Raw genomic sequence first — 24034 nt, forward strand, 5'->3', positions numbered from 1 at the left:
AATTTATTTTCGGATAAGAGCAAATTTAATATGGTAATAGTCTTAACCAAAAATATCAGATAAATTGATTTTTAAATCTGGAAAAGAAAGAGGCGAAATAATTTTTTGCTTATTAAGTTTCTGTAAATTTTGATAGAAATTATCCTCTGGTTGGGTGTAAATTTCAAGAATATCATCATTGAGATTAACTAACCAAACTTCTTGAATTTTATTTTCGGCATAGAGAGGAATTTTAATTTTAACTTCTTGATCATATTTTATTGTACTATCTGAAACTTCGATTAATAAGCAAATATCATCAGGTTGAATGGGTTTAGTAGCGTAAAAATCATCTCTAAGTTTTGCTACTACTAAATCTGGTTGAGGTTCACTATAATTATCTAATTGAATAGAATTTTGCACACTAATTAGAGCTTTATCTAATAAATGACGATAAAATAAATTCGTCAAGCGATTAACTGTTGTCATGTGCTTTAAGCCAAGAGGAGACATGGGAACAATTTTTCCTTTAATTAATTCAAGTCTTTCTTCAGGATGAAATATATTAGTTTCACCCATTCGATGATATTGTTCAATTGTAAATTTTCTGGTAAGTAATTGCATGACTTCAAAAAAGCATTTTCATTAAAATTTACCTATTAAGCTATAAATCGTAAAATTTTTTTATGATGATATTATTTAATTGAATATTATTTAATTGAATATTTTTGAGGACATTTTTAATCTTTATACTAACATCTCCTTGTCCATAAGGAGAAACAACATTTTTCAAAGATAATTGAAATTCAAAAGAAAGAGCTTTATTTATACTTATTATTATATCTTTCGATTTTTCGGCACAATCAATAATTGAAGTGGCTTTTAAACGTCCTTTTTGTCGATCACCAATATTAATAGTAGGTTTTTTCAAAAAGGGGACTTCTATTAAACCACTGGAAGAATTGCCGATGACTAAATCACAATTTTTAATAGCACTTAAATATCTCAATTGTCCGAGGGAATTAAAGGTGATCGCTCTAGTTTTATTGTAGCTAACATATTGAGCTATTTTATAATTAATAATATTATTTTCTGGATCTGAATTGGGCTTAGTAAAAATGATTTTTGCTGAGAAGAAATTGTCTAAAGCGATTAATAATTCATCAAAGGCTTGAGCCGAATTATTTTCCATTAAAGTAACGGGATGATAGGTTACTAAAAAGTTTAAATTTCCGAGTTTAAAATTAATAGATTCTTCTAATTCTTCTCTTTCTAAAAGTTTTAATTTGGCAATATTATCTACTCCGATCGCACCAAAATTGAATACTTTTTCTGGGTTTTCTCCTAATTGAATAACTCTTTTTTCATATTCTTTTGCCGCCACAAAATGAAGATGAGACATTTTGGTAATAGAGTGTCTAATAGCTTCATCTATTGCCCCTTGTGTAGTTTCTCCGCCATGAATATGTGCTAAGGGTATTCTGAGAATTAAGGCAGTTTGAGCAATAGCTAACATTTCGGTGCGATCGCCTAATACCACTAATATATCTGGTTTTAAGCGTTCTAAAGCATCAGCAAAGCCCATAATACCCACACCTATTGATTTAGCAACACTAACAGGAGTATCACTAGATAAAAGCATTTCTACTTTGGCGGAAATAGTGAAACCATCATCCTCAATAATTTTGTAAGTAGAACCAAACTCTGGAGAAAGGTGCATTCCCGTCACAAGAATTTGTAAGGTTAAATCAGAATCGTCTTGAATTTCCCTCATTAACCAATACAATAAACCATATTCGGCACGAGTACCTGTTGCCACACAAATTTTTCTGGACATCAATGATTTTTTTATTTGTTATTTAACCATGCGATCGCATCATCTAAGGAGTTAAAATCAAAAAGACTTTCTCCAAATAATTCCAGTTCCTCAATGAATAAAGTGTTAAGTTTTGATTGTAAGATTTCACTAACATTCCCAAAGCGTTTTTTAATAAGACGACTCATGAGAGAAACCTCACCTTTTTCAAAACCTTCATTCAAAATCCGTTGATAAGTAACAGATTCTTTTAAAAGATCATCTTGTAAATACATTTTGATTAATTCCTCCGAATAATTAATACCTGCTAATAGTTCGACACAAGCGGCAATATTGCTTTTTTGTCTGGGATCAACTATGTTTTTGATACTATCTGCTACTTGAGATAATAGCATTTCTGGTTGTTCACTTTTAGCCAAAACTGCCAACGGTAACAACTCAGGTTGAGATAAAAGAGGAGCAGGATCACATTCCCAAATTCTAATTACCCGATAACGATGGCTAGTTTTCCCCACCTGAAAACGATCTTCAAACACTTTGGGAGAATTGTCTGGGCGTAAAAAGATGATTACTTGTTCAATAACCTTATCTTCTTGATAGAGTTTATGAACTCGATAAAGCCTTACCCAATAATCTAACATTCTCAAACTGATAATTCCAAAAACCCTGAAAAGCTATGCCATAGCTGAAACCCCTAGAAAATCGTGCTGAAAATGCTCTTTGATTACATCAGGTAGCTTAGTTGTTGATTCTATTTTTCTCATTATTTGCGTCAATGATAAACGACCTAAACTAGGCATAAACTGCATTGATAACAGTATTAAATACATTATTACTTTAATTAATAATCCTATATAAATTCCCTGTTTCCTTAATTTCATCTCCGCAATTTTTAGTACCGATTTTAACATTTTCCAAAACTGTTCAATAATATTGTGTGCAGACCATATCCGCCATATTTCTACTCCTCTCAACGATATACTACTTAAATCCATCAATAAATAACAACTACTATTACTTTTTTGAAAAAATAACCAATTTAACTCCCCAAAAGTCGGATTTGATAATTTTTTTCTCACACAAGGCACATCTATTCCCCATTGATTTTCTTGATAATCCACTCTTTTTTTCCATTCACTTCCTTTTCCTTTAAAATCTTCTCCTTCAAATACATAACTACTTTTCCCAGCCATAATAATTTTGGTGAATCCTAGTTCATCTAATTGTTCTTTTAATTGTTTTGATACATACCAAGAATCGAGAGTAATAGGATATTTACTAATATTGATATTTTCTTTGAGACATTCTTCTTTAATTTCCTTTAACATCGCAATTAAAATACTTGGTTTATCCGTATTTTTTCTTCCCTGTTTGGAGCAATATTTTAATCCAATGGGTATTGCTTTTCCATTGATTGTTAATATGATTCCTAATATATTTTGTCCATTTACCACTTTTTTCCAACGTCCACTATACCAAGTAAATGTACAGCGTAACCTCTTTCCTACTCTGTCAATAACACTATCATCTACAGCAAATGTTATCTTTGCCCTTGACTGTGTAGAATTACTCTTTTTTTCAATAATTTGTAACTGTTCTACTGCCACATTGACCATCAATAATTTTAAAACTTTTTGGAGCTTGTATAATGTCCATGAAGAAATTTCTGCATATATTTTTTGATGATTAACTCCTAAGAAATCTGCCAATTGTTTAGGATTAAAACAGCCATAGGCATGACTGATTGCTAAAATCATAATAGCTTCAAATGCTTCAATTTTATGAGAGCGAAATAATCTATTAAATCTGACAAAGAAAATCTGAATTATGCTAGATAGATGAAATTTCATGATTTAGGAAAAATATTTTGGGCATTTTCATTTAAGCATACGGTTTGATTCTTAACACTTTCAGCTTTTCAGCCATTTTCAGAATTGTCAGTCAAAGGTAAAGGAGGATCAGATTTTGGGCGAGTTTGAAATTCGAGATGAATAATTTTATTTCCTACTTCTAAGAAAAAAACGCCATCAGCACGAATAGGCTCAATATTTAATTCCGTAGGTAACATTTCGATTTTATCGTTAATTTCTCGGTTGAATAACCAAGTTAAAATTGGTTTTTTGTATTCATCGATAATGAATTTAAGAATACTATCGTAACTCATAGATTTTGTATCAATTGTAATTAATAAATTTTATAAAAACACGCTACTAGGAATATTAATTAAACAAGAAACAATCTTTTCGGCTTGAGTTAAATCCATTTTCGGAGAATTTTTAAACATCGGTAATTTATTCATTAAAGTCCATACAGGACGAGTCATAATACCATTATCATTGAGTAATTGTAGTAAATCATTTCGCTCATGTATATAATTCGTATCTAAAAGGAGAACATTTAACCAATAGTTACTTTTTGCATATTCTCTCTCAGAAAAAAAAGAAATACCCTCAATATTTTGAAAAACTTGTCGATATTTATCAGCTAATTGCCTTTTCTTCTCTAAAAATTTGGGTAATTGTTCCAGTTGTGCAACCCCCAAAGCTGCATTAAGATTAGGCAAACGGTAATTGTAACCAATCTGATCATGATTAAATTCCCATTTATGAGGGATTTTTGCGGTATTGGTAATATGTTTAGCTAAATTAACCTGAGTTTTGGTTAAGCAGATTGAGGTAAAATCCATTCTAAGGAAAGGTGGGGCTTTTTTGGTTGATGACAATATGCGATTAACCCACATAATATATTGACACAGAAATTTATTGGTGAACGATGACGAGAATGTTCTATTTGTGATATGTTTTTGAGCTGATCATTGATTGTTTCGACAATCGCTCGTTTCCGAGATAAAAGTTTGTTATGAAGTCTCATTAATTTGTTCTTCATATTGCGTCTGGGTTTGGCAAAAAACTCAATACCAAAATCTTTCAGTAACTTTGTGGCTAATTTTTGTGAGACATAACCTCTATCACCAAAAACTTTTCCCCAAAGCTCTTTTAAAAGATCGACTACAGGTTTACGGTCATCGACATTACCTGGGGTTAAGCTCATATTCACAATTTCCCCCAGTTCATTGACTACCAGATGGAGTTTAAAACCAAAAAACCAATCCACAGAGGTTTTGCCTCTTTGAGCTAAATTTTTAAATACTTTATGTTGGCGAATACGGCGGTTATGACAAACTTGGATCTTGGTAGAATCAATAAAACTAATTCCGGTACAGTTACCAAAACAGTGCTTGAGGTAAACACACAAGGGAATAATCGTTGATGGAATCCATTGGACAAAACGTTGATAACTGGGAAGTTTGGGAAAAGCAGAAGTCCAATATTGTTGAACGTGATTAAGATAAAAATGTTTGAAATTACGGTAATGATTTTGGTGAAAAGCAATGAGAATAGTCATAATTTCACTTAAACAGAGACTTTTAGTACGAACACGTTGGACAGCACCATGAGAGATAAGTTTTTGTTGCCATTGAGGCTCAAATTGTTGGCAGAAATCATCGACATGACAAAATAAATGATCTAAATTAAACATAGGGCAGTAGTTAGTTGATGGTTTGTTATATTCAGCTTACTATCTGCCTGTTTTCTTATCCAAAACTGAGGTTAAATTACCTAGAGATTCATAATTGGTTAAAATTGCACCTCCTCCCCCTGTAGTAATAATTTTATTGCCATTAAAACTTAAAGCGGAAACTTTGCCCCAATTTCCCGTATGAATATCGTTATAAAAACTACCTAAAGATTCGGCGGCATCTTCGATTAGTTCTAATTTAAAGTGTTCACACAAAGCGACTAATGGCTCTATATCAACGGGATGTCCAAAAGTATGTACACAGGTATAACAGCCTTAATTTTCCTGCCTGTATGACGATTAAAACAACCTTCAGAAGTGATCTTAGCAATAGTATCAAGATAATCTGCTAATTTAGTTACATCTAAGCCTAAACTAGAAAAATTACTATCGACAAAATGAGGAATTGCCCCACAATAAGCAACAGCGTTAGCAGTAGCCACAAAAGTTAAAGCAGGAATTAGCACCTCATCATCTCTTTTTACGCCTAATAATTTCAGACAGATATGTAAAGCAGATGTACCATTGACAACGGCGATCGCTCTTTTTACGCCAGTATAATTGGCTAAATCATCCTCGAAGCGATCGACAAATTTACCCACAGAAGAAACCCAACCAGTATCAAGACATTCTTTCACACATTCCCATTCATTGCCTTGAAAATAAGGCTCATGTAAAGCAATAAAATCTTTATTTTTGGGTAATACTTCCTTGATAGCGTCTAAAATTAAGTTTAAATCGAGCTTTTTCATTAAATATTGTAGATATTAGCCTTATATTGTTTTAAATTATCAGGATTCGTAAACCAAGCCACCGTTTCCGCTAAACCTTGCTTTAATCCTTCCTTACCACCATATAAAGGTTGCCAGTCTAGCAGTTTTTTAGCTTTGCTATTATCTGCCCATAACCGATTAACTTCACTTTTTTCTGGACGTAAACGTACCTGATCTGTTTCTATTTCAATTTCTACATTCATAACATCTGCAATGGTTTGAACTAAATCACCAATAGAAATTTCGTAATTACTACCAATATTAATTACTTCTCCAATAGAATTTTCCGATTCAGCAATAGAAACAAATCCTCTTACGGTATCTTTGACATAGTTAAAATCTCTAGTAGGATGTAACGCTCCTAATTTTATTTTACGTTTCCCGTTGGCAATTTGAGTAATGACGGTGGGAATAACTGCTCTAGCTGATTGTCGAGGTCCATAAGTATTAAATGGACGTATAATTGCAACTGGAGTATTAAAACTATTGTAAAAAGACATAGCAATTTGATCTGCACCTATTTTACTGGCAGAGTAGGGAGATTGTCCCTGTAGAGGATGATCTTCTGTAATCGGTACAAATTTGGCAGTACCATAAACTTCACTGGTAGATGTATGAACAACCTTTTTGATGCCTAATTCTTTAGCTGCTTGGACGATATTTAATGTTCCTTTTATATTTGTGTCAACATAGGTATCAGGGGAATGGTAAGAGTAAGGAATTGCAATTAAGGCGGCTAAATGAAAAACTAGATCACAACCTTTCATGGCTTCTTTCACTCCATAAGGATCTCGAATGTCACCACTAAAAACTTCTAAATTATCAATAACTTCTTTCGGTGAGTTATCTAGCCATCCCCAAGAGTTGAATGAGTTGTATAAAACAAAGGCTCTAACATTACAACCTTGTTCAACTAATGTTTCGGTTAAATGAGAACCGATAAAACCATCTGCACCAATTACTAATATTTTTAAATCTTTTATTTGTGGTTTTTTCATAAGCATAAATATTTGACTTTCTCTCCATGACATAATATTAAGCTAAGACGCATTAAACTTTCCTTTTTTATTAATTATTAAAAATGACCAAAACGCTTACCTGTTAAATGTTCCCTACTTTCCTCTAACGATTTAGATGCGTCCTAATAACCTTTTTCTAATAGTAGTTTAGCTAAATAAGCTCCGTCTTGTCCTGATATGCCACAAATTAAGGCGGTGTTAATTAGTTTCTTGAGTAACAATTAACCATCTTTTAAGTTACCCGATATTGGTGAAGGGGCGGTTTGATGTTTGGGGATAAAGGGGGTGCGATCACACCCGTTTGAGATTTTTGGAGCGATCGCCCTCAGAAGCAATTCATCGAGCAAATTTACAAATAGCAGATGTAGTATTAGACACTTATCCCTATAATGGGGCAACAACAACCCTTGAAACCTTATGGATGGAAATTCCCTTAGTAACAAGAGTTGGGGAACAATTCGCCGCCCGTAATAGTTATACTTTTATGATGAATGCAGGTATCACTGAAGGCATTGCATGGAGTGATGAGGAATATATTGAATGGGGAGTAAGGTTAGGTACAGATGAAAATTTACGCAAGGAAGTCAGTTGGAAGTTAAAACAATCTAAAAAAACTTCTCCTCTGTGGAATGGGAAGCAGTTTGCGAGGGAAATGGAGAAGGCTTATCAACAAATGTGGGAAATTTATGTTGGGGAGAAACAGAAAATATTGTCATAATGAAATTATCATCAATCAAAACTTATTTCGGAGTTTAAAATTATGGTTGCTTTAATGTCAACACCTCTGATCAATTTTCCTACTCAAGATGACTTACCTGTTATCAGCCCTACGATGATAACGAAAATATGGAAACTTTACGTCATAAATATCAAATGGATTTACTCTTAGAAACAATTTACCCTTGGCTAGAAAAACGTGAAGATGGTTTTGTAGGAGGAAATATGTTTGTCTATTTTAGCCAAGCTCAAGTAAAAAACTATGACTATAAAGGACCAGATTTTTTTTGTGTTTTAGATGTAACTAAAAAAGAACAAAAAATCTAAATTGTATTATATAATTATTGTTAACACATTAAGACAATCATTAACCGAGGGCAAATTCCGTAAATTGTCGTTTATAGGGTGCTTGAAAACCCAAGACAATATCTTGTTTTACCACTCCCTTTTCTAGTAATTGATTAGCAATACCGATTTCTGTAGCATCTCTTTGAATCCAAATTTTATCCCCTTTTAAGTCCACATGAATAATTACACCATAGATTCTAGTTTGATCCTGCCAACCAATGTTTAAAACTTGATAATGATAATTATAATCATCGAATATTAATTGAATTTCTGTATCAGTTTGAGAGTGATTGATTGAGTGTTGAGTCAAAATATCTTTGATTAATTCTACATAATCTATTCTTTCCATAAAACCACCTCTTGCTTAACGGAATCAAAAATCATTAATTTTATTTGACTTTATTCATAAATACTATTATCTAAAATATTGCTTTTTGTTGAGGATTTTTTTCTGTGGATGAAAATAATTGAGGTAAGTTAGCCAAAACATCTAAATACCACCACCAAAAACCAGAAGAAATTTGCTCACGTTCTCTTTTTTTAAAAATTTATCTGCTAAGGATAATTCTTCTTTTTCTAATCCATTTAATTCATTTTCAATTATCGCTAATTTGTAACATTTCTAAGTGTTCAAATCCACTAGCTTCTGAGAAATTAACAGTAATTTGATAGTTTTTTAATAATTGTTTTTTCATAGTTCAAAATCTTATAATAAACCGATTGATAAAAAGAGCAATTATCCCAAAGTATCTAAAATATCTTGTTTAGAAACTTTTTTATGACGAGCAACACTGGTTAAAATCCCATTTAAAGTTCCTACCCTTAAAGGGGAATGATTTGGGATACTAATTCTCTGATGACTGGGTATTTTAGTTTCCAAAATAATATGACTTCCTTCTTGATGAACTATTTTATAATCCCATAATTTACAGAGAATTTTACTTAGTGATGAGCCTTTTAAATTACGAGGAATTTTCATTGAACTACTAAAATTTCATCTTTAATAAGGTGTAATTTTACATTAGGATAAAAAGGTCGATCAAAATAAAAACCTTTGACGGCTTCATTAATATTCATTTTTAATTCTTCCCAAGTATCTCCTTGAGTAAAAATATCTTCTGTGAGACACTCGGCGACAAATCCGCCGTCTTCTTCTTGAGATATTTCAAATATGATAGTTTGTTTCATAGTTTAAATTACTCCTTGTTTTATTCTTTTAGTAAATAAGATTTATTGAGAAACAGGTGGATGCCAACCTGCTTTAACCCAATTTTTTCTAACCATAACGGCTAAAGTGTTATTTAATTTCAAGGCGTTAACTGTAGCACGACCACAAGGATTTAAGGCCCTAATTTCTGTACCATTTTCACTCCATGTGAAATGTTCAGACCATTTTTGTAGGCGCGGATTAAATAAACGAACGATGTTTCCTGTTTCTAAATCTTGAGATTCGATTTGAACCCACTTATATTGATTACATAATTCACAAGCTAAACATAAATTAGTCGTGTCATTTTTTCCGCCTTTAGCCACTGGAATTGTATGATCTATTTGTAGAATACCCATTACATATTCTTGAGAACTTAAACAATACTCACAATGGTTATTGGCTCGTTTTCTCACTTCTTGACGAACAGAATCGGGAATTTTACTCATGGTGATAAAGTAAAGGTTGTTTTAGTCCACGTTTAACTGCTTCAATTAAGGCTTCTGATTTTTTTTATTGCCCCATCTGATATATTTGGATTAAGGTTGCTAGTTCATATTGTTCTGCTTGAGTTAAACCACTAATTTTGCCCTTACTTTGTAAGTCTCCTAATCTTTGATTTTGTGTTACATCCATTTTTGTATTGGCTAAAGATAAAATTTCTTTATCTGATAATTGAGATAAGCCACAAGCAAAATCATTCTTAGATAGATTCTCTAAGGTTGGTAGTAACATTTCTAGGGTATCATTGATGACAGTCTCGACATCTCTTTGAGTAGAATAAGCAAGGTTTTGAGCATATTCTACTATCTGATCAGGTAAATTTATTGTTAGTTTGATCGTCATTTTTTCTCTCTAATCATTATAAATACTGTTTACTGATTTCTATCTAATTTGGATTCGCTGAAAATAAAGAAGCATTTAAAACGGTAATTCCTACTAATGTTTTATCGGCATAATGATAAATTATATTATCTTCATAAATACTATCATTGACTTTTTGCGGTTTACGAAAATTAATATATAATACATCCACATCTTCATCATAAGTCATCCACATTTGATTGGAAGGCGCTTGGAGAAGATAAGGTATTGATTTTAAAAGATTTATTTCTCCCATAAAATACCTCCTTTAATAATTAAATTTGGCTCTTCTACAGTAGTTATGATAAATTATTGCTTAAAAAAGGTGTCAGGTAGCAGGTGGCAGGTGTCAGGTTAAAGAAAAATTGAAAAGTTTATAAATTATTATTAAATAACTCTCTGTTCCCTGTTCCCTGTTCTCTATCCTCACCAGAAATTTACATACTCAAAGTGAAAGAGCCTTAAATTTATGGGATATTTTCGTTTTCATAATTTTCAATTAAAACTCCAATAATTTCTATTAAGTTGGCTAAAGGATGAGTTTCATTTTCTCCTACTTCATAAATCAGAGAGTCTAGGGCGTGTCTGCAAAATGGTAAAATGAGTAAAACTACTTAAAATAATTAATGTTATGGAAGCGCGCCGCGAAGCGGATCCCGTCGGGATCGCTCTTAATCCTAACCAAGCAATTAATAGAAAAGATATAACGGATATACAATGGGAAAAGTTACAACCATTATTACCACCACAGAAACCATCAAAAGGAAGACCTAATCTAGATCACAGGCAAATAATCAATGGAATTCTCTGGATTTTGAGAACTGGTGCACCTTGGAGGGATTTACCACCTTGTTATGGGATTCATAGCACAGTTTCTAGCCGATTCTATCGATGGCGAAAAGCAGAAGTTTGGGAGCAAATTCTCGCAAAACTTCAAACGATCGCAGACTATGAGGAACGGATTGATTGGGAAGTCCATTCTGGAGATAGTACAGTTATCAGGGCCCATCAACAGGCAGGGGGTGCAAAAGGGGGCAACAAAACCAAGATTTAGGGCGTAGTAAAGGGGGATTTACCACCAAAGTTCATGTTAGAGTGGAGGGATTCGGAAAACCAATAACTTTGAGTCTAACTTCAGGGGAACGTCATGACACCGTAGCTTTTGACGATTTACTGACTGGAGGAAAAGTAAAACGTAGGGGCAGAGGAAGACCAAAGAGTAGGTTTCGCTATTTTTTAGGTGATAAAGCGTACAGTAGTCAAGAAATTCGGGAAAAACTCCGAAAAAAAGGTGTAACTCCCATAATTCCTCGCAAAAGTAATGAAAAAAAACGAGAACGCTTTAATAAAGGTCTTTATCGAGAGAGAAACCAAGTAGAAAGATTAATCAACCGTCTCAAACAAAATAGAAGAATAGCAACTCGTTACGAGAAGTATGCAGTAAATTACTTAGCTATGCTTACAATTGCTTCAATTTTTATCTGGTTATAACTAAACTTTATCAAAAAAAACTGGTTAGCGTAACTTCTACAGTAATGAAGGGCCTAAAAGCATGGGCAATTTTAATTAGCGTAGATATTACACTAATTATCAGAGACTTTTTCATATTTCAAAATCTAAGTAATTGTATAGCACCAAACATACAACAGCTTAATTTGATAATTTGCAGACACGCCCTAATAACTTGGGTGGTTTAGCTTCACGAATAGCGTTAAATACTTTTTGGGTGGTATCAGGGCGATTGAAAATGAGAAAAGCAACAGGAGTGGTTAATTGCCAGTTATCATCATACTCATAATTATTCATGTTTGTTGGTTTGGGACTTGTAATTTGCATACAGGATTTACCTAAACAAGATTCTTTATCACTGGGCAAAGTTTTAGTTTCTAAAATTTCTGTAGATTTGAAGAATAAAGAAGTACAGTTTTTGTAAGTATAACTAGGAATTAAACCATAAAAATCAATTCTTTTATAACCTTGAGATGATAATAATTTTAATGATGAATCGTAACGGTGATCATCGGTATTATCAAAAATTAATAAACCATCATTTTTAAGTTTATTTAAGCTATTTTCTAAACAACTATTTCTATTGATTCCATCAACAATAATTACATCAAAATATTGATCAGGATATTGGTTAATAAAATCTGCGTATTTTGTCTCATCAACTTCTAAATTTAATTGCACATTATCGGGCATTTGTTGTTTAATTTGATCATACCAACCTCGATCGCTTTCGATGGAAATAACTTGTTTTGCCTTACTTGCCCACCATAAAGTAGAATTTCCTCCACCAAATTCAAATACTATAGAATCGGGCTTTATTTTATCTTCTAAAAATTCAATGGCGGGATAAGTGTACCAAGGAATGGGGTTACTTTCAGCATTAACGGGTTTCCCTTGAAATAGAGAATTAAGCCATCCTGAAGTGGATAAATAATTAATTCCTTGAATTAAGTTACCTGAAATTTGTTGCCAGTTTGCTTCTAAGATTAAACAATGGGCTAAACGAATGGATAGAGTGGGTTTAAGTTGAGGATTTTCGTTGATTAATTGTAAATATAGTTGCGATGCTTTGCTAAATTCTTTTTGATCAAAATATTGATTAGCTTGATTGAGTTTAAGTTGTAAATCTGATTGATTCATGGTTTTGAAAATACTTAACTATCTTTCAAGTTACCCTATTTTTGGATAGGTGCGATCTTTACTTTTCCTTAAGTTTTATGACAGCGATGCGATCGGGTTTGAGAATAGGAGGTGCGATCGAGGTTTGGGAATGAGGAGGTGCGATCGTGTACAGAAGCAATTCATCGGGCAAATTTACAAATAGCGGATGTGGTATTAGACACTTATCCCTATAATGGTGCAACTACAACCCTTAAAACCTTTATGGATGGAAATTCTTTTAGTCACCAGAGTTGGGGAACAATTCGCTGCTAGGAACAGTTATACTTTTATGATGAATGCAGGTATCACCGAAGGCATTGCATGGAGTGATGAGGAATATATCGAATGGGGTATTAAGTTAGGTACAGACGAGGATTTAAGAAAGGAAATTAGTTGGAAGTTAAGGCAGTCTAAAAAAACATCTCCTATGTGGAATGGGAAGCAGTTTGCGAGGGAAATGGAGAAGGCTTATCAACAAATGTGGGACATTTATGAGAGTGACAAATAATACTATCCCCATTTCCTGCAACTAAATGCCAGAAATCTTAATAATTTCTTCGATGGTTAATTTTAATTCAGGAAAAATGGAGGAAATTATTGTTTCATTTTTCTTAAAGAATTTACCTTGATATTTCCCATCTTTTAACTCATAGACAAAAACCATTGGCACTTTTGGATTACCTAAGTAACTACGAGATGCGATCGCTAAATAATCCACAATCCAATATTCTTTAATTCCGATGGTTTCATATTCTTCTAATTTATCAATATAATCGTCTTCCCAATTGGTGGAAACTACTTCTACTGCTAATTCAAGGGGTTCAGTGACAGCACCGTAAGCGATTACATTATTATTCCAAAAAGAAGCCTGAACTATACTAACATCTGGAATACGTCCTCTTTCTTTTCCTAATCTGTTAACGGTACGAATCACTATATCTTTATCAACAATATAATCTAACCCTAAACGTTCACTTTCTCGATCAAATATTTTGACTAAAAACCGACTAATATTTTTATGAGCTCTAATAGCTTCCATTTTGATTAATTCTCCATCAACTAATTCAAAAAAACCCTCTCCTTGGGGATATTGTCTTAAATACTCGTCAAAAGTTAATTTTACCTTAGATGCGATCGCAACCATTTTATTCACCAATTATAATTTAAGTTGATAATTAATATTTTATTAGATGTTTTTGAAGCAAGATTGTTGTTTAATTAATTTTTTCCACTAAAACATAATTTACGCAAGGAAGTCACTTGGAAATTAAAACAATCAAAAAAAACTTCTCCTCTGTGGAATGGAAAACAGTTTGCGAACGAAATGGAGAAGGCTTATCAACAAATGTGGGAAATTTATGTTAATCAACACACTAAAATAGAATCATCATAATATCGTAGTTAATTTATTATTAATTTTGATAGGAATTTAAAATCATGGTTGCTCAACTTCAACTCAAATACTATAGCCCAGAAAAATATCTGGAATTAGAGGAAAAATCGGACACAAAAAATGAATATCTCGACGGAGAAATAATCCCTATGGCAGGAGGCACTACTAATCATAATCAAATTGCTGGTAACTTTTTTCGGGCTTTTCCTCTAACCATCAGCGATCGAGATTATTATATTTATATAAATGATGTGAAACTTTGGATTCCCGACTATCGCTTTTATACCTATCCAGATTTAATGATTATTGAAGGTAAACCAGTGTATCAGTCTGAAAATAGTAATATAGTCACCAATCCGAAAATAATAATTGAAGTTTTATCAGATTCTACTCAAAACTACGACAAAACTGAAAAATTCAGAGCCTACCGTTCTTTACCAAGTTTACAGGAATATATATTAATTTCTCAATCTAGTTATTATGTAGAACAGTTTATCAAACAAACTGAGCAACAATGGTTATTTAATGCCATAGAAGGGGAAAATAATCATCTTGCCTTACCTAGTGTTGATTTTTCTATTTCTTTTTTCCAGATTTATCAAAGAATTGTTTTTAATTCCTAACTAACAACCATGCTAAACACAATCAAAGGAAAATGTTAATTCAAGATTTATCATTACAAAAAAGACAGTTTTTCATTAATTTAATCAAAAAAAGAGTAACATCTGGTAGTGGTAGCAGTAGAGAATTTTTACATAAACGAACTTGGACTTATTTTGTGAGTATAGTAATTTCAAATAAGAAAGTTACATTTAACTTGTGCAATAATCACGGATAATTTCATCTAAAGATGTTCCTGAAGGGGCATACATTCTCATTTTCTTTAATGCGGCAAAATCATGTTCAATATCATTTAAATCTGGAGAGTATTTTGGCAAAAATAAAATTATGTGTCCTGATTCTTCTACTAATTGTTTAATTATATTTTTCCGGTGAATTGGTGCATTATCCATAATTAGCACCGATAACTTTTTAAGTGATGGCAATAAATATCTTTCTAACCATCCTTCAAAACCTTCTGCATTTAAACTTCCTGTAAATATCATTGGTGCAATAAAATCTTTTTCTTTCTTTCTTCTTCCTGCTACTAAATTTTCTCTTTTACCCCGTTTTCCTTGTTTATTTCCATAAATTTTTACCCCTTTCTTTGACCAACCATAAACCATAAGGACAAATTATTGTTTCTTCAAATCCTGACTCATCAATAAAAACAAGACTTTTACTACCATACTCTTTGATTACTTTTCCTAAAATTTGGAAATATTCTATTCTTTCTTGTCTATTTCTCTGTTGATAACGAAGCTGTTTTTTTTTCGATTAATTTTCATTTTTTGGAGAGCATAAAATATGGCAGAAGGGCTAACTCCAAATTTCTTAGCTCGATCAATCAATCGAAGATCTCGATTTTGGGCGACATCTTTTTCTAAAGCAAACCAATCAAGTTTACGTTGACGGTGTTCAACTATTGTAGCCTGCAGATTATTTCGATTTAACCATCGATAAATGGAAGTTCTGGAAACTTGAAACAGTTTAGATGCTCTTGTAATACCACCACCGTTTTCCACAAAAGTAACGACTCTAGTTCTCAAATCTAGACTGTAAGGCATAATTTAAAGTTGTTAGAGAAATCAATATTTATTTAATTATATTATTGTTACAGTCTTAATTAAAACTACTATATAACTTGATTCTGGTTTGGCAGATGTGCAAAAAGCTACGGAAAGGCTCGTTAAGTCAACGGTGCGCACTCTAATTAGTGCCATCAAGAATAATGCCAGAAAATTGAGTCTTGCACCATGTTATGGTAGGTGTTGTTTCAAAGTATCCCGAAGTAAGTTAACCTGATTCATAGGAGGATTTGTGTGATTTTTTGTTAACTTCTATCAAACCTGCTGCCTTCCTACATTGCAACCCCTTTCTTTATTTTTTTGTCCTGTACTGAGAATTTCTTGAGCAACTTGATCGCACACAGAATCTTTTCCGCTATCTAAGACTTTAATCATGGTTGCATAATCTTGACTTAATTGATGTTGACGAGAGGAATTAAACAGTAATTCTTCCGCAAGATTGGTAATATTTTCAACGGTGGCTTTTTCTTGCAATAATTCTGGCACAATTTCTGTCATGGAAACTAAATTCACAGGAGACATAAAGGGGATAGAAAAGTTAAGAATTTTACGAGCAACCCACATGGTTAATTTATTAACTTTATAAATAACTATTTGTGGAATTTTTAATAAGCCTAATTCCAGGTTTACTGTTCCTGACTTTGTAATTGCTAAATCTGCTCCTGCTAAAATCTCTAAGGTTTCTCCTTCAAATAAAGTTATTTTTAATTGATTTTGATTGATAACTCTTTCTATTTCTTCTCTATATTTAGCTAAAGATATGGGTAAATAAAATTTAATTTTGGGAAATTTAGCCTGAATTTTTTTTGCAGATTCTATGATTACTGGCAATAAATATTTTAATTCTTGTTGTCGAGATGCAGGTAATAAAACAATCATTTTTTCTGTTTCTTGAATACCTAATTTTTTTCTGGCAGTTTCTCGACTGGGGGCTTTTTTGATTCTATCAGTTAAAGGATGTCCCACATAAGTAACATCAATGCCTTTTTCTTGATAAAATTTAGCTTCTTCGGGAAATATTGCTAATAATTTATCAGTAACTTTAACTAATTGCTCAACATCTTGCCCTAATGGTGTCCAAACCCAGAATTGTGGGCCAATATACCAAATTATAGGAGTATTTGGATATTTTTTCTTTAATGAAGATGCGATCGCAAGATTTGGCCCCACATAATCAATTAAAATAATTGCATCAGGAAGATGAGTTTGTAAATATTTCTTTGCCTTATTTTGCACTTGTAAAGTAGGGATGATGAAAGGCACTGATTCCCATAAACCCACTGAGCCTATAGCCGTAGTATCAGCGATAAGTTTTGCCCCTGCCTCTGCCATTTTTTTGCCCCCTAATCCTTCTATTTCCAGAGAGATATTGAGTTTTTCGGCTTGTTGAAAAAGGGCTTTGACTAATAAACCCCCTTGTAAATCTCCCGAAACTTCCCCTGTACTAATAAAAAGACGCATACTAACCCACCGTGAGCAAAACAAGACTGATTTTAACAAAATTTCGTCTCTTTTTAACGGCTCATTTTGATGGTGGCGTAAATTAGTAAAACAATGCCAATGTTAATGCACACATCAGCCATATTAAACACGGGGAAATTAATCAAGCGAAAATCGAGAAAATCCACCACATAACCAAATAAGAAGCGATCGACCCCATTACCTAAAGCACCTGCTAAAATGAAACCATAGGCAAATTGTTCGATTTTACTCAACTTTTCTTGCCAAGCAAATATCATTAAACCTAAACTAACAATTAAAGAAAGCCATTTTAGCCAACCAACTCCTCCTTGAAAAAAGCTAAAAGCCGCCCCCGTATTCTGCACATAAGTAAAATGAAAAACTCCTTGCCATAGAGGCATTGTGTCGCCAATTTCAGAAAAGGAAATAACAACTAAATATTTAGTAATTTGGTCAATAATTAAAGCTATAATTGCGACTATCCAAAAGATTGGATTTTTTTTCATGATTAATTTTTTTATAATAAATAAATTTTAAGGTCAAGGGGCAAACCCCCCTTCATTCCCAGGGCTGATCCATTCTAAAATTTTCTGGTTAAGGCAGGGAATGGGGAATAGGCAATGGGCAATAGTTTTTGAAAGTGTTTAATTAACTTCTCCCTAATACCCCAACATCCTAACACCTGAAACCTATATTTATCTGATATTCTTAAACTCCTTTTAATTATTTAACTATCGCACCGAAATCGGCTAAAACACGGCTATAATTGCGCAATAAACCAAGTAAATTTAATCGATTAGTTTTTATTCTCTCATCTTCTGCCATGACTAAAACGCTGTTTTCCCCATCAAAAAAGTTACTAATAATGGGGTTAATTTCTAATAAGCCATCAATTAATAATTGATAGTTACTTTCTCTTTTTGCTTCTTGACTGATGGGAGCTAATTTTTGTAAGGCTTGGTATAAATCTTGTTCAGAATTAGATTCAAAATATTCAGGATTGATTACTTGATTTATTTCTAATTCATTGGTTTTTAAACTTCCTTTAACTGCTAATTTTGTGGAACGATTTACAGTTTCATAAATTTGAGAGAGTAAACCATTATTTCTAATTTCTTGGAGGAATAGCGCCCTATTTCTAATGTCTAATAAGTTAGTCAATGCCCTTGTTATATATTCTGAATCATTATCCCCTAAAACTGAATTTACTAAATCATAATCAATATTTAATTCGTCTTGTAAAAGGGTATGTATTCTTTGAGTAAAAAACTCTTGAATGGCATTTAAGGGAGATTTTTTGTCGGGATGAGAGGTGACAAAATCTTCACAGGCTTGGGTTAACAATTCTTTTAAATTAATCTCAAGATTTCCGTGCCATGTAATGTTAATGATAGCATTAGCCGATCTTCTTAGAGCAAAAGGATCACTTGAACCCGTTGGCATCATCCCTAATCCAATTATACCCACAATGGTATCGATGCGATCGCCTATTCCCACAATTTGACCATTAAGAGTTTCTGGCATTATATCTCCTGCGTTGCGGGGCAGATAATGTTCAAAAATTCCCTTGGCAACGGTTGGGGATTCACCGCTTTTAAGGGCGTATTTTTCTCCCATAATTCCCTGTAACTCTGGAAATTCATACACCATTTGGGTAACTAAATCGGCTTTACATAATGATGCAGTGCTTTCTACTTCGGATTTTTGTAACTCATTTAACCCCAATTGCTCACTAATTTGTTGACAAATGCCAATAATACGATTAACTTTATCGTGCATTGTGCCTAAGTCTTCTTGGAAGGTTACGTTTTCTAACTCCGGTAAATAGGTTTCTAAATGTTCATCACAATCTGCTTGGTAGAAAAATTGAGCGTCTGCTAATCTTGCCCTAATTACTTTAGCATTTCCTGTGGCAATAATATCAGATTTTGTGGGATCTCCATTAGAAATAGTGATAAAATATGGCATTAATTCCCCTTTTTCGTCTTTAATGGGAAAATAACGCTGATGAGTAACCATTACGGTGGTAATTACTTCTGAAGGTAATTGTAAAAACTCGGCTTCAAATTTGCCTAATACAGGGGTGGGATATTCCACTAAATTAGTAACCTCTGTGAGTAAATCAGGATAAATTTCGGCTTTACCTTTAACTAAAGTGGCTAAATGCTTAATTTCTTCTTCTATCTTCTTATATCTAGTTTTAACATCCACTAAAACCGAGGCTTTTTCTAAAGTAGCAACATAGTCTTGAGCGGAATTAATGACAACAGTTGCAGGATGTAATACACGATGACCAGTAGAGATGCGATCGCATCTTAAAACATTAGTACCAAGATTTAATTCAAGGGGCAAAATCTCACTATCCCACAAAGCAACTAAATGACGAATAGGGCGAGGAAAACGCAATTCATCATCAGCCCACCGCATAAATCTTCTACCTTCTAAGCCTGTAATCCACTGAGGCACTAACCTTTGTAAAATATCTTTGGTTGCCTCTCCCATAATTTTCTTTTGAATAAAAATAAATTCTCCCTTCTCTGTTTCTCTTATCTGAAAATCCTCGATAGAAACCCCTTGTTTACGGGCAAAACCTTCCGCCGCAGGAGTGGCTTTTCCATCCTTGAATGCCGCCGTTACAGGAGGCCCTTTTATTTCTTCCTCTCTATCTGGTTGTTTTTCTGCTAATCCTTCTATTAACACCGCTAAACGGCGAGGAGTGCCATAAATTTTTATCTCTGTAGGCTCTAAAAACTCGCTTTTTAAATTATCTTTAATTTTACTATCCCATTGTGCGATCGCACTATCAACGAAGTCTGCGGGTAATTCTTCAGTCCCAATTTCTAAGAGGAAATTTGCCATATTCTCTGTTTAATAATAACTTTATTTATATCTTCATCTCATTATCGGTTATTGTCGATGGATAAATCAACGATTAAGAGAATCAAGCCTAAAGAAGTCTAAAAATAAACTGTATCGAAAAATGAATATTGACTAGAATTTAATTATTTTATAAATTTCTATCAAAACAAATTAATGAAATATTTTTTTTTGACTGCGGGATGGACTTATAATCGTATTTGGGAAAGAAGTGGGCTTTGGAATGAAATGGTTTGGCGACGACAACCCCATATAAAATCCTTGCCCATTGGTATCATTGAAAATGATCAAACTCTTTGGCTGTATGAAGTAGAAGACACTATTATAATGGTGGAAGTAAGTCCTTTATCTGACAATGTCAAGTTCGATAAAAATATTGGTCAAGTAGTTTTAAAAAGATTAATCGATTCTGATCAAGTGCTTGATACTCTAATTAAAGCGCAAAAAGTAGTTAAGCCATTCTAAATATTCCTACAACTTCTGATACAATAACTTTGTTAGACGAAAGTAACAGTATATTTTTAACACCTGCTTTGATGATACCAAAGGATTAACTAAGTTAAACAATGTCCATTAATGTTAATAATTTTTTCTTAAAAAAAACACTATTTAATCAATACTTAAAAGATAAAAGATTTTATTTTTTTTTGTTGGGATTAACCATTTCTATTGGAGATTTAGAACTGGTTATATCTACTGTGGCTTTTCTTTGTCTAATGGTTATTAGCTATCAGATAAAATCTCAGTATTGGTTAAATTATATTCACCGATTTACTAAGCACTTAACCCCAGAAAATAAAAAACTATTCTACTCCATTGCCATTGCCAGTTTTTTCTCTTTAGGTAGCTATTTTTCTTTGAATATATGGACAGAAATTGACAATAAATGGTTAGCATTTGGGATTATTATTCAAACTATATTTAGTGGTGCAGGGCTAATATTTTTAGCCAACACTCTGATTAAAAATAAATCCCGAAATTTTAATGTAAATAATTTGTTTGAAAAAATAATTGAGCAGTTAAACGATTCTTCTCCTCTAAAAAGATTATGGGCTGTTAATCAAGTTATTTTACAATGGCATCATCAAACATTTACTCAAGAAGAATATGAGCAAATAAGAGAATATTTAACTATATTAAAAGATTTAGAAACAGAACCGATTATTATTAGTAAAATTGACCATTGTTTAGAACTAATTACTCCTTTCTTCTCAAATAATTCCCCAAGAATACCGATTAATAAGTTTCCTCTCTCAAGAAAAAAGAAATTATCATCAGTAAAAACCTTTAAAATCTTAAAAAGTTAAAAAACTCAATTTGAAACAGAATGAATACTTCCACCAAGCAAACCAACTTAAATGAAAAAGGCACTGTCAACATTCGAGGGGTAAATCATTACTATGAGTGGATTCGCACCCCTTCAGAAAATAATTCTCCTAAACCTGTAATGGTATTTATTCATGGTTGGGGGGGGTCTTGTCGTTATTGGCGTAGTACAGCAGATGCGATCGCATCTAATTATGATTGTTTACTTTATGATATGAGAGGCTTTGGACAATCAAAAGAAGAAAAAGGAGCAAAAATAGGTTATGAATTAGAAGATTACGCCCAAGATTTATTATTATTACTAGACAAATTTAATTTAGAAAAAGTATATTTAAACTCCCATTCTATGGGAGCATCAGTAGGGGCAATATTCTTAAATTTAGCACCAGAAAGAATACATAAAGCGATTCTAACCTGTAATGGTATTTTTACTTATAATGCTCTTGCTTTTTCTGCTTTTCATAAAGTAGGTGGATATGTAGTTAAATTTCGTTATAACTGGTTTTTAAAAGTACCATTTGCAGAAAAACTTTTTATGGCAAGATTTCTTTCTCAACCGATACCAAAACGATTGAGCATCGATTTTTTAGAAGATTTTTTGTTAGCAGATTATGATGCCGCTTTAAACACAATTTATTCTTCTGTTAGTAAAAAAGCAGTGGAAATAATGCCCCAAGAATTTGGCAAAATTCAAGTACCAACATTATTAGTTTCAGGAGAAAAAGACCAAATAATTCCTGCTTCTATGGGTAAAGCCGCCGTTGCTTTAAACCCGGAAAAAATATCTTATTTTGAAGTTCCTAAAACAGGACATTTTCCCATGTTAGAAGATTCTACAACTTATCTAAAAGCTATTAATCAATTTTTAAAGACAAATTAATAATTTAATAAAAAATAAGTATTTTAGATTATTTCCTGTTAATTATTTTCTGTTGCTTATCTTTTTGATACCACTTTTTCATTAGCTCCTGAGTATCTTAACTTAAATGGGTCTAAAAGAAATAATAATAATTAGTGATAGAGGAAAACTTATTCATATTTATTAGCATTAAGTATGACAACTTAGGTAGCATCCCTATTTAAGTATTTCGATAAAATGAATACAAAAAATACGAGAATTGTCTAAAAAAGACATTAATGCTTTAAGAAATAGTTAATGTTTATTGCTTCCCTTAAGTAGCTCCACTTAATTAAACGTAAAATAGGCTCGTTTAGTAGTAAGGGCTTCAGCCCTTATTTCAAGAACGTTAAAACCCCTAAAGGGGTAACTACAAACTTTCTTTTATTTAATTGGCTCTACTTATTTATTGTCCCATAAATTTTCTCTGCTTATTGCAAATATTTAGAAATAGTGATATTCTAGTTGCGACAGTAAATATGACCCAGATAAATATATTTAACTTGTTTTATCTGTTCTGTTTTCATTAAAACAATAGGCTTTAACTGTTTTAAACAAGAAAATTCGTATCGCCAAAATAATTATCATGAAAAAATCTAAGTCTCTCGAACTATTAATGGCAATAGGGCTAACTGCAACTTTAAGCTCTACTTCATCATTTGTTAATGCCCAAGAAAACGCTAATAATAATACAAACATCGCACCATTTTTACTGGCGCAGGGGGGCGAAGGGGTTGAAGGTGGTGAAGGTGGCGAAGGGGGTGAAGGGAGTGAAGAATATAGCGAGGGAGAACAAGCCAATGCTGATTTTACAGATAAAATAGATGGAAAACAATTACTTGACTCATTAAAACAAGGTGGTTACGTTATTTACTTCCGTCATGCAGAAACAGAAAAAGATTATGCTGATCAGGTAACTGCCGTTATGGGTAATTGTTCAACTCAAAGAACTCTAAGTGAATACGGTTGGAATCAGGCTAAAATGATTGGAGAAGCCTTTAGAAAATACTCAATTCCCGTGGCCGATGTTATTGCAAGTCAATATTGTCGTGCTTGGCAAACCGCAGATTTAGCTTTTGGGAGATACGTGAAAAATGGTGATCTAAATTTTCCTAAAGCGGAAGATTATACAGATGAACAAGTAGCAGAAATGAAAGCTAGATTGATTCCTATGCTGACAAAATTACCCCCTCAAGGAGAAAATACAGTCATTGTTGGCCACGATGATTTATTTGAAGCGGCTACAGGTATTTATCCCGCTCCTCAAGGTTTAGCTTATGTAGTAAAACCAGACGGCAACGGTGGATTTGAATTAATTGCAAATCTGCTACCAGAAGAATGGATGAAATTAGGACAATAATTAACTTTCCCCGACATCTACAAGAAATTTTTTGGTTTTTATTAAGGGCAGAAGCCCTT

Annotated in this window: 27 protein-coding genes and 6 pseudogenes; 9 read left to right on the forward strand and 24 right to left on the reverse strand. The window is 32.8% G+C overall.

Annotated features, from left to right (window positions below):
- Window positions 1–42 precede the first annotated feature (42 nt).
- From Dongsha4_RS08760 to Dongsha4_RS08810, 11 genes and pseudogenes are all read right to left on the reverse strand, one after another.
- Window positions 43–603, reverse strand: a complete 561-nt coding sequence (locus Dongsha4_RS08760) for a Uma2 family endonuclease (protein WP_330205281.1) — start codon at window positions 601–603, stop codon at window positions 43–45.
- 40 nt (window positions 604–643) lie between these two features.
- Window positions 644–1816, reverse strand: a complete 1173-nt coding sequence (neuC, locus tag Dongsha4_RS08765; protein ID WP_330205282.1) for a UDP-N-acetylglucosamine 2-epimerase — start codon at window positions 1814–1816, stop codon at window positions 644–646.
- Window positions 1817–1827: 11 nt separating this feature from the next.
- Complete coding sequence (locus Dongsha4_RS08770; RefSeq protein ID WP_330205283.1) at window positions 1828–2436, reverse strand: DUF4351 domain-containing protein; 609 nt, start codon at window positions 2434–2436, stop codon at window positions 1828–1830.
- A 33-nt stretch (window positions 2437–2469) separates the two neighbouring features.
- Entirely contained in the window at window positions 2470–3645 is a 1176-nt protein-coding gene (locus tag Dongsha4_RS08775) for a hypothetical protein (RefSeq protein ID WP_330203416.1), read from the reverse strand.
- 68 nt (window positions 3646–3713) lie between these two features.
- On the reverse strand, window positions 3714–3959 hold the full coding sequence (locus tag Dongsha4_RS08780) for a hypothetical protein (protein WP_330205284.1): 246 nt from the start codon (window positions 3957–3959) through the stop codon (window positions 3714–3716).
- Window positions 3960–3989: 30 nt separating this feature from the next.
- On the reverse strand, window positions 3990–4481 hold the full coding sequence (locus Dongsha4_RS08785) for a DegT/DnrJ/EryC1/StrS family aminotransferase (protein WP_330205285.1): 492 nt from the start codon (window positions 4479–4481) through the stop codon (window positions 3990–3992).
- Window positions 4457–5335: an IS982 family transposase gene (locus Dongsha4_RS08790; RefSeq protein ID WP_330205286.1), complete on the reverse strand. Its 879-nt coding sequence runs from the start codon at window positions 5333–5335 to the stop codon at window positions 4457–4459. The genes Dongsha4_RS08785 and Dongsha4_RS08790 overlap by 25 nt, the downstream gene beginning before the upstream one ends.
- Window positions 5336–5434: 99 nt before the next feature.
- Window positions 5435–5608 (reverse strand): annotated as a pseudogene (locus tag Dongsha4_RS08795) (DegT/DnrJ/EryC1/StrS family aminotransferase); the annotation flags it as partial.
- Complete coding sequence (locus tag Dongsha4_RS08800) at window positions 5605–6126, reverse strand: aminotransferase class I/II-fold pyridoxal phosphate-dependent enzyme (protein WP_330205288.1); 522 nt, start codon at window positions 6124–6126, stop codon at window positions 5605–5607. The gene Dongsha4_RS08800 and the pseudogene Dongsha4_RS08795, both read right to left, overlap by 4 nt.
- Entirely contained in the window at window positions 6126–7145 is a 1020-nt protein-coding gene (locus tag Dongsha4_RS08805) for an NAD-dependent 4,6-dehydratase LegB (protein WP_330205289.1), read from the reverse strand. Before Dongsha4_RS08805 ends, Dongsha4_RS08800 begins: the two co-directional genes overlap by 1 nt.
- Before the next feature lie 146 nt (window positions 7146–7291).
- Window positions 7292–7369 (reverse strand): annotated as a pseudogene (locus Dongsha4_RS08810) (GDP-mannose 4,6-dehydratase); the annotation flags it as partial.
- 80 nt (window positions 7370–7449) lie between these two features.
- Between Dongsha4_RS08810 and Dongsha4_RS08815 the strand changes: the two are divergent.
- Window positions 7450–7884, forward strand: a pseudogene (locus Dongsha4_RS08815) (O-linked N-acetylglucosamine transferase, SPINDLY family protein); the annotation flags it as partial.
- A 128-nt stretch (window positions 7885–8012) separates the two neighbouring features.
- Window positions 8013–8204, forward strand: a pseudogene (locus tag Dongsha4_RS08820) (Uma2 family endonuclease); the annotation flags it as partial.
- 46 nt (window positions 8205–8250) lie between these two features.
- Here the strand turns inward: Dongsha4_RS08820 and Dongsha4_RS08825 are convergent.
- The 6 genes from Dongsha4_RS08825 to Dongsha4_RS08850 form a co-directional block, all read right to left on the reverse strand.
- Window positions 8251–8580 carry a XisI protein gene (locus Dongsha4_RS08825; protein ID WP_330205292.1) on the reverse strand — a complete coding sequence of 110 codons (330 nt, stop codon included), beginning with the start codon at window positions 8578–8580 and terminating at the stop codon, window positions 8251–8253.
- Window positions 8581–8967: 387 nt separating this feature from the next.
- Complete coding sequence (locus Dongsha4_RS08830) at window positions 8968–9210, reverse strand: type II toxin-antitoxin system HicA family toxin (protein WP_330205293.1); 243 nt, start codon at window positions 9208–9210, stop codon at window positions 8968–8970.
- Window positions 9207–9419 (reverse strand): 2-phospho-L-lactate guanylyltransferase, encoded by a 213-nt coding sequence (locus Dongsha4_RS08835; RefSeq protein ID WP_330205294.1) that lies wholly within the window; start codon window positions 9417–9419, stop codon window positions 9207–9209. The genes Dongsha4_RS08830 and Dongsha4_RS08835 overlap by 4 nt, the downstream gene beginning before the upstream one ends.
- A 42-nt stretch (window positions 9420–9461) precedes the next feature.
- On the reverse strand, window positions 9462–9887 hold the full coding sequence (locus Dongsha4_RS08840; RefSeq protein ID WP_330205295.1) for an HNH endonuclease signature motif containing protein: 426 nt from the start codon (window positions 9885–9887) through the stop codon (window positions 9462–9464).
- Between the two features lie 64 nt (window positions 9888–9951).
- Window positions 9952–10284 (reverse strand): hypothetical protein, encoded by a 333-nt coding sequence (locus tag Dongsha4_RS08845; RefSeq protein ID WP_330205296.1) that lies wholly within the window; start codon window positions 10282–10284, stop codon window positions 9952–9954.
- Window positions 10285–10327: 43 nt separating this feature from the next.
- Window positions 10328–10498 carry a DUF2283 domain-containing protein gene (locus Dongsha4_RS08850; protein ID WP_330205297.1) on the reverse strand — a complete coding sequence of 57 codons (171 nt, stop codon included), beginning with the start codon at window positions 10496–10498 and terminating at the stop codon, window positions 10328–10330.
- A gap of 435 nt (window positions 10499–10933) precedes the next feature.
- On the opposite strand from Dongsha4_RS08850, the pseudogene Dongsha4_RS08855 reads away from it, so the two are divergent.
- Window positions 10934–11793 (forward strand): annotated as a pseudogene (locus Dongsha4_RS08855) (IS5 family transposase).
- 159 nt (window positions 11794–11952) lie between these two features.
- Here the strand turns inward: Dongsha4_RS08855 and Dongsha4_RS08860 are convergent.
- Window positions 11953–12951, reverse strand: coding sequence for a class I SAM-dependent methyltransferase (locus Dongsha4_RS08860; RefSeq protein ID WP_330205476.1), 999 nt, complete (start codon window positions 12949–12951; stop codon window positions 11953–11955).
- Between the two features lie 153 nt (window positions 12952–13104).
- Here Dongsha4_RS08860 and Dongsha4_RS08865 point away from each other — a divergent pair.
- Window positions 13105–13480, forward strand: a pseudogene (locus Dongsha4_RS08865) (O-linked N-acetylglucosamine transferase, SPINDLY family protein); the annotation flags it as partial.
- A gap of 21 nt (window positions 13481–13501) precedes the next feature.
- On the opposite strand, the gene Dongsha4_RS08870 reads toward Dongsha4_RS08865, so the two are convergent.
- Entirely contained in the window at window positions 13502–14116 is a 615-nt protein-coding gene (locus Dongsha4_RS08870) for a Uma2 family endonuclease (RefSeq protein ID WP_330205412.1), read from the reverse strand.
- Window positions 14117–14409: 293 nt separating this feature from the next.
- On the opposite strand from Dongsha4_RS08870, the gene Dongsha4_RS08875 reads away from it, so the two are divergent.
- Window positions 14410–14988, forward strand: coding sequence for a Uma2 family endonuclease (locus Dongsha4_RS08875; protein WP_330205298.1), 579 nt, complete (start codon window positions 14410–14412; stop codon window positions 14986–14988).
- A gap of 189 nt (window positions 14989–15177) precedes the next feature.
- Here Dongsha4_RS08875 and Dongsha4_RS08880 read toward each other — a convergent pair whose 3' ends face one another.
- The 5 genes from Dongsha4_RS08880 to glyS form a co-directional block, all read right to left on the reverse strand.
- The gene (locus Dongsha4_RS08880) at window positions 15178–15591 is read right to left on the reverse strand and encodes a transposase (protein WP_330205299.1); all 414 of its coding nucleotides are present in this window, start codon (window positions 15589–15591) and stop codon (window positions 15178–15180) included.
- A 99-nt stretch (window positions 15592–15690) separates the two neighbouring features.
- Complete coding sequence (locus Dongsha4_RS08885) at window positions 15691–16032, reverse strand: IS630 transposase-related protein (RefSeq protein WP_330205300.1); 342 nt, start codon at window positions 16030–16032, stop codon at window positions 15691–15693.
- A gap of 276 nt (window positions 16033–16308) precedes the next feature.
- Window positions 16309–17514, reverse strand: coding sequence for a lipid-A-disaccharide synthase (lpxB, locus tag Dongsha4_RS08895; RefSeq protein WP_330205301.1), 1206 nt, complete (start codon window positions 17512–17514; stop codon window positions 16309–16311).
- Between the two features lie 53 nt (window positions 17515–17567).
- Window positions 17568–18020 carry a signal peptidase II gene (gene lspA / locus Dongsha4_RS08900; protein ID WP_330205302.1) on the reverse strand — a complete coding sequence of 151 codons (453 nt, stop codon included), beginning with the start codon at window positions 18018–18020 and terminating at the stop codon, window positions 17568–17570.
- 217 nt (window positions 18021–18237) lie between these two features.
- A complete protein-coding gene (gene glyS / locus Dongsha4_RS08905; protein ID WP_330205303.1) occupies window positions 18238–20373 on the reverse strand; it encodes a glycine--tRNA ligase subunit beta in 2136 nt (711 codons plus the stop codon).
- A 174-nt stretch (window positions 20374–20547) separates the two neighbouring features.
- On the opposite strand from glyS, the gene Dongsha4_RS08910 reads away from it, so the two are divergent.
- The 4 genes from Dongsha4_RS08910 (at window position 20548) to Dongsha4_RS08925 (ending at window position 23975) form a co-directional block, all read left to right on the forward strand.
- Entirely contained in the window at window positions 20548–20856 is a 309-nt protein-coding gene (locus tag Dongsha4_RS08910) for a hypothetical protein (RefSeq protein ID WP_330205304.1), read from the forward strand.
- Window positions 20857–20957: 101 nt separating this feature from the next.
- Complete coding sequence (locus Dongsha4_RS08915) at window positions 20958–21698, forward strand: hypothetical protein (protein WP_330205305.1); 741 nt, start codon at window positions 20958–20960, stop codon at window positions 21696–21698.
- Between the two features lie 20 nt (window positions 21699–21718).
- Entirely contained in the window at window positions 21719–22597 is an 879-nt protein-coding gene (locus Dongsha4_RS08920; protein ID WP_330205306.1) for an alpha/beta hydrolase, read from the forward strand.
- A 604-nt stretch (window positions 22598–23201) separates the two neighbouring features.
- Entirely contained in the window at window positions 23202–23975 is a 774-nt protein-coding gene (locus tag Dongsha4_RS08925; RefSeq protein WP_330205307.1) for a histidine phosphatase family protein, read from the forward strand.
- The last annotated feature ends 59 nt before the right edge of the window (window positions 23976–24034 follow it).

It is taken from the genome of Cyanobacterium sp. Dongsha4 (assembly GCF_036345015.1).
In the GTDB taxonomy this organism is placed as follows: domain Bacteria; phylum Cyanobacteriota; class Cyanobacteriia; order Cyanobacteriales; family Cyanobacteriaceae; genus PCC-10605.

Excerpts from the sequence above, each read along its gene's own strand:
- Dongsha4_RS08760 (WP_330205281.1), bottom strand. The coding sequence starts at position 603 with ATGCAATTACTTACCAGAAAATTTACAATTGAACAATATCATCGAATG.
- neuC (WP_330205282.1), bottom strand. The coding sequence starts at position 1,816 with ATGTCCAGAAAAATTTGTGTGGCAACAGGTACTCGTGCCGAATATGGT.
- Dongsha4_RS08770 (WP_330205283.1), bottom strand. The coding sequence starts at position 2,436 with ATGTTAGATTATTGGGTAAGGCTTTATCGAGTTCATAAACTCTATCAA.
- Dongsha4_RS08775 (WP_330203416.1), bottom strand. The coding sequence starts at position 3,645 with ATGAAATTTCATCTATCTAGCATAATTCAGATTTTCTTTGTCAGATTT.
- Dongsha4_RS08780 (WP_330205284.1), bottom strand. The coding sequence starts at position 3,959 with ATGAGTTACGATAGTATTCTTAAATTCATTATCGATGAATACAAAAAA.
- Dongsha4_RS08785 (WP_330205285.1), bottom strand. The coding sequence starts at position 4,481 with ATGGATTTTACCTCAATCTGCTTAACCAAAACTCAGGTTAATTTAGCT.
- Dongsha4_RS08790 (WP_330205286.1), bottom strand. The coding sequence starts at position 5,335 with ATGTTTAATTTAGATCATTTATTTTGTCATGTCGATGATTTCTGCCAA.
- Dongsha4_RS08800 (WP_330205288.1), bottom strand. The coding sequence starts at position 6,126 with ATGAAAAAGCTCGATTTAAACTTAATTTTAGACGCTATCAAGGAAGTA.
- Dongsha4_RS08805 (WP_330205289.1), bottom strand. The coding sequence starts at position 7,145 with ATGAAAAAACCACAAATAAAAGATTTAAAAATATTAGTAATTGGTGCA.
- Dongsha4_RS08825 (WP_330205292.1), bottom strand. The coding sequence starts at position 8,580 with ATGGAAAGAATAGATTATGTAGAATTAATCAAAGATATTTTGACTCAA.
- Dongsha4_RS08830 (WP_330205293.1), bottom strand. The coding sequence starts at position 9,210 with ATGAAAATTCCTCGTAATTTAAAAGGCTCATCACTAAGTAAAATTCTC.
- Dongsha4_RS08835 (WP_330205294.1), bottom strand. The coding sequence starts at position 9,419 with ATGAAACAAACTATCATATTTGAAATATCTCAAGAAGAAGACGGCGGA.
- Dongsha4_RS08840 (WP_330205295.1), bottom strand. The coding sequence starts at position 9,887 with ATGAGTAAAATTCCCGATTCTGTTCGTCAAGAAGTGAGAAAACGAGCC.
- Dongsha4_RS08845 (WP_330205296.1), bottom strand. The coding sequence starts at position 10,284 with ATGACGATCAAACTAACAATAAATTTACCTGATCAGATAGTAGAATAT.
- Dongsha4_RS08850 (WP_330205297.1), bottom strand. The coding sequence starts at position 10,498 with ATGTGGATGACTTATGATGAAGATGTGGATGTATTATATATTAATTTT.
- Dongsha4_RS08860 (WP_330205476.1), bottom strand. The coding sequence starts at position 12,951 with ATGAATCAATCAGATTTACAACTTAAACTCAATCAAGCTAATCAATAT.
- Dongsha4_RS08870 (WP_330205412.1), bottom strand. The coding sequence starts at position 14,116 with ATGGTTGCGATCGCATCTAAGGTAAAATTAACTTTTGACGAGTATTTA.
- Dongsha4_RS08875 (WP_330205298.1), top strand. The coding sequence starts at position 14,410 with ATGGTTGCTCAACTTCAACTCAAATACTATAGCCCAGAAAAATATCTG.
- Dongsha4_RS08880 (WP_330205299.1), bottom strand. The coding sequence starts at position 15,591 with ATGGTTTATGGTTGGTCAAAGAAAGGGGTAAAAATTTATGGAAATAAA.
- Dongsha4_RS08885 (WP_330205300.1), bottom strand. The coding sequence starts at position 16,032 with ATGCCTTACAGTCTAGATTTGAGAACTAGAGTCGTTACTTTTGTGGAA.
- lpxB (WP_330205301.1), bottom strand. The coding sequence starts at position 17,514 with ATGCGTCTTTTTATTAGTACAGGGGAAGTTTCGGGAGATTTACAAGGG.
- lspA (WP_330205302.1), bottom strand. The coding sequence starts at position 18,020 with ATGAAAAAAAATCCAATCTTTTGGATAGTCGCAATTATAGCTTTAATT.
- glyS (WP_330205303.1), bottom strand. The coding sequence starts at position 20,373 with ATGGCAAATTTCCTCTTAGAAATTGGGACTGAAGAATTACCCGCAGAC.
- Dongsha4_RS08910 (WP_330205304.1), top strand. The coding sequence starts at position 20,548 with ATGAAATATTTTTTTTTGACTGCGGGATGGACTTATAATCGTATTTGG.
- Dongsha4_RS08915 (WP_330205305.1), top strand. The coding sequence starts at position 20,958 with ATGTCCATTAATGTTAATAATTTTTTCTTAAAAAAAACACTATTTAAT.
- Dongsha4_RS08920 (WP_330205306.1), top strand. The coding sequence starts at position 21,719 with ATGAATACTTCCACCAAGCAAACCAACTTAAATGAAAAAGGCACTGTC.
- Dongsha4_RS08925 (WP_330205307.1), top strand. The coding sequence starts at position 23,202 with ATGAAAAAATCTAAGTCTCTCGAACTATTAATGGCAATAGGGCTAACT.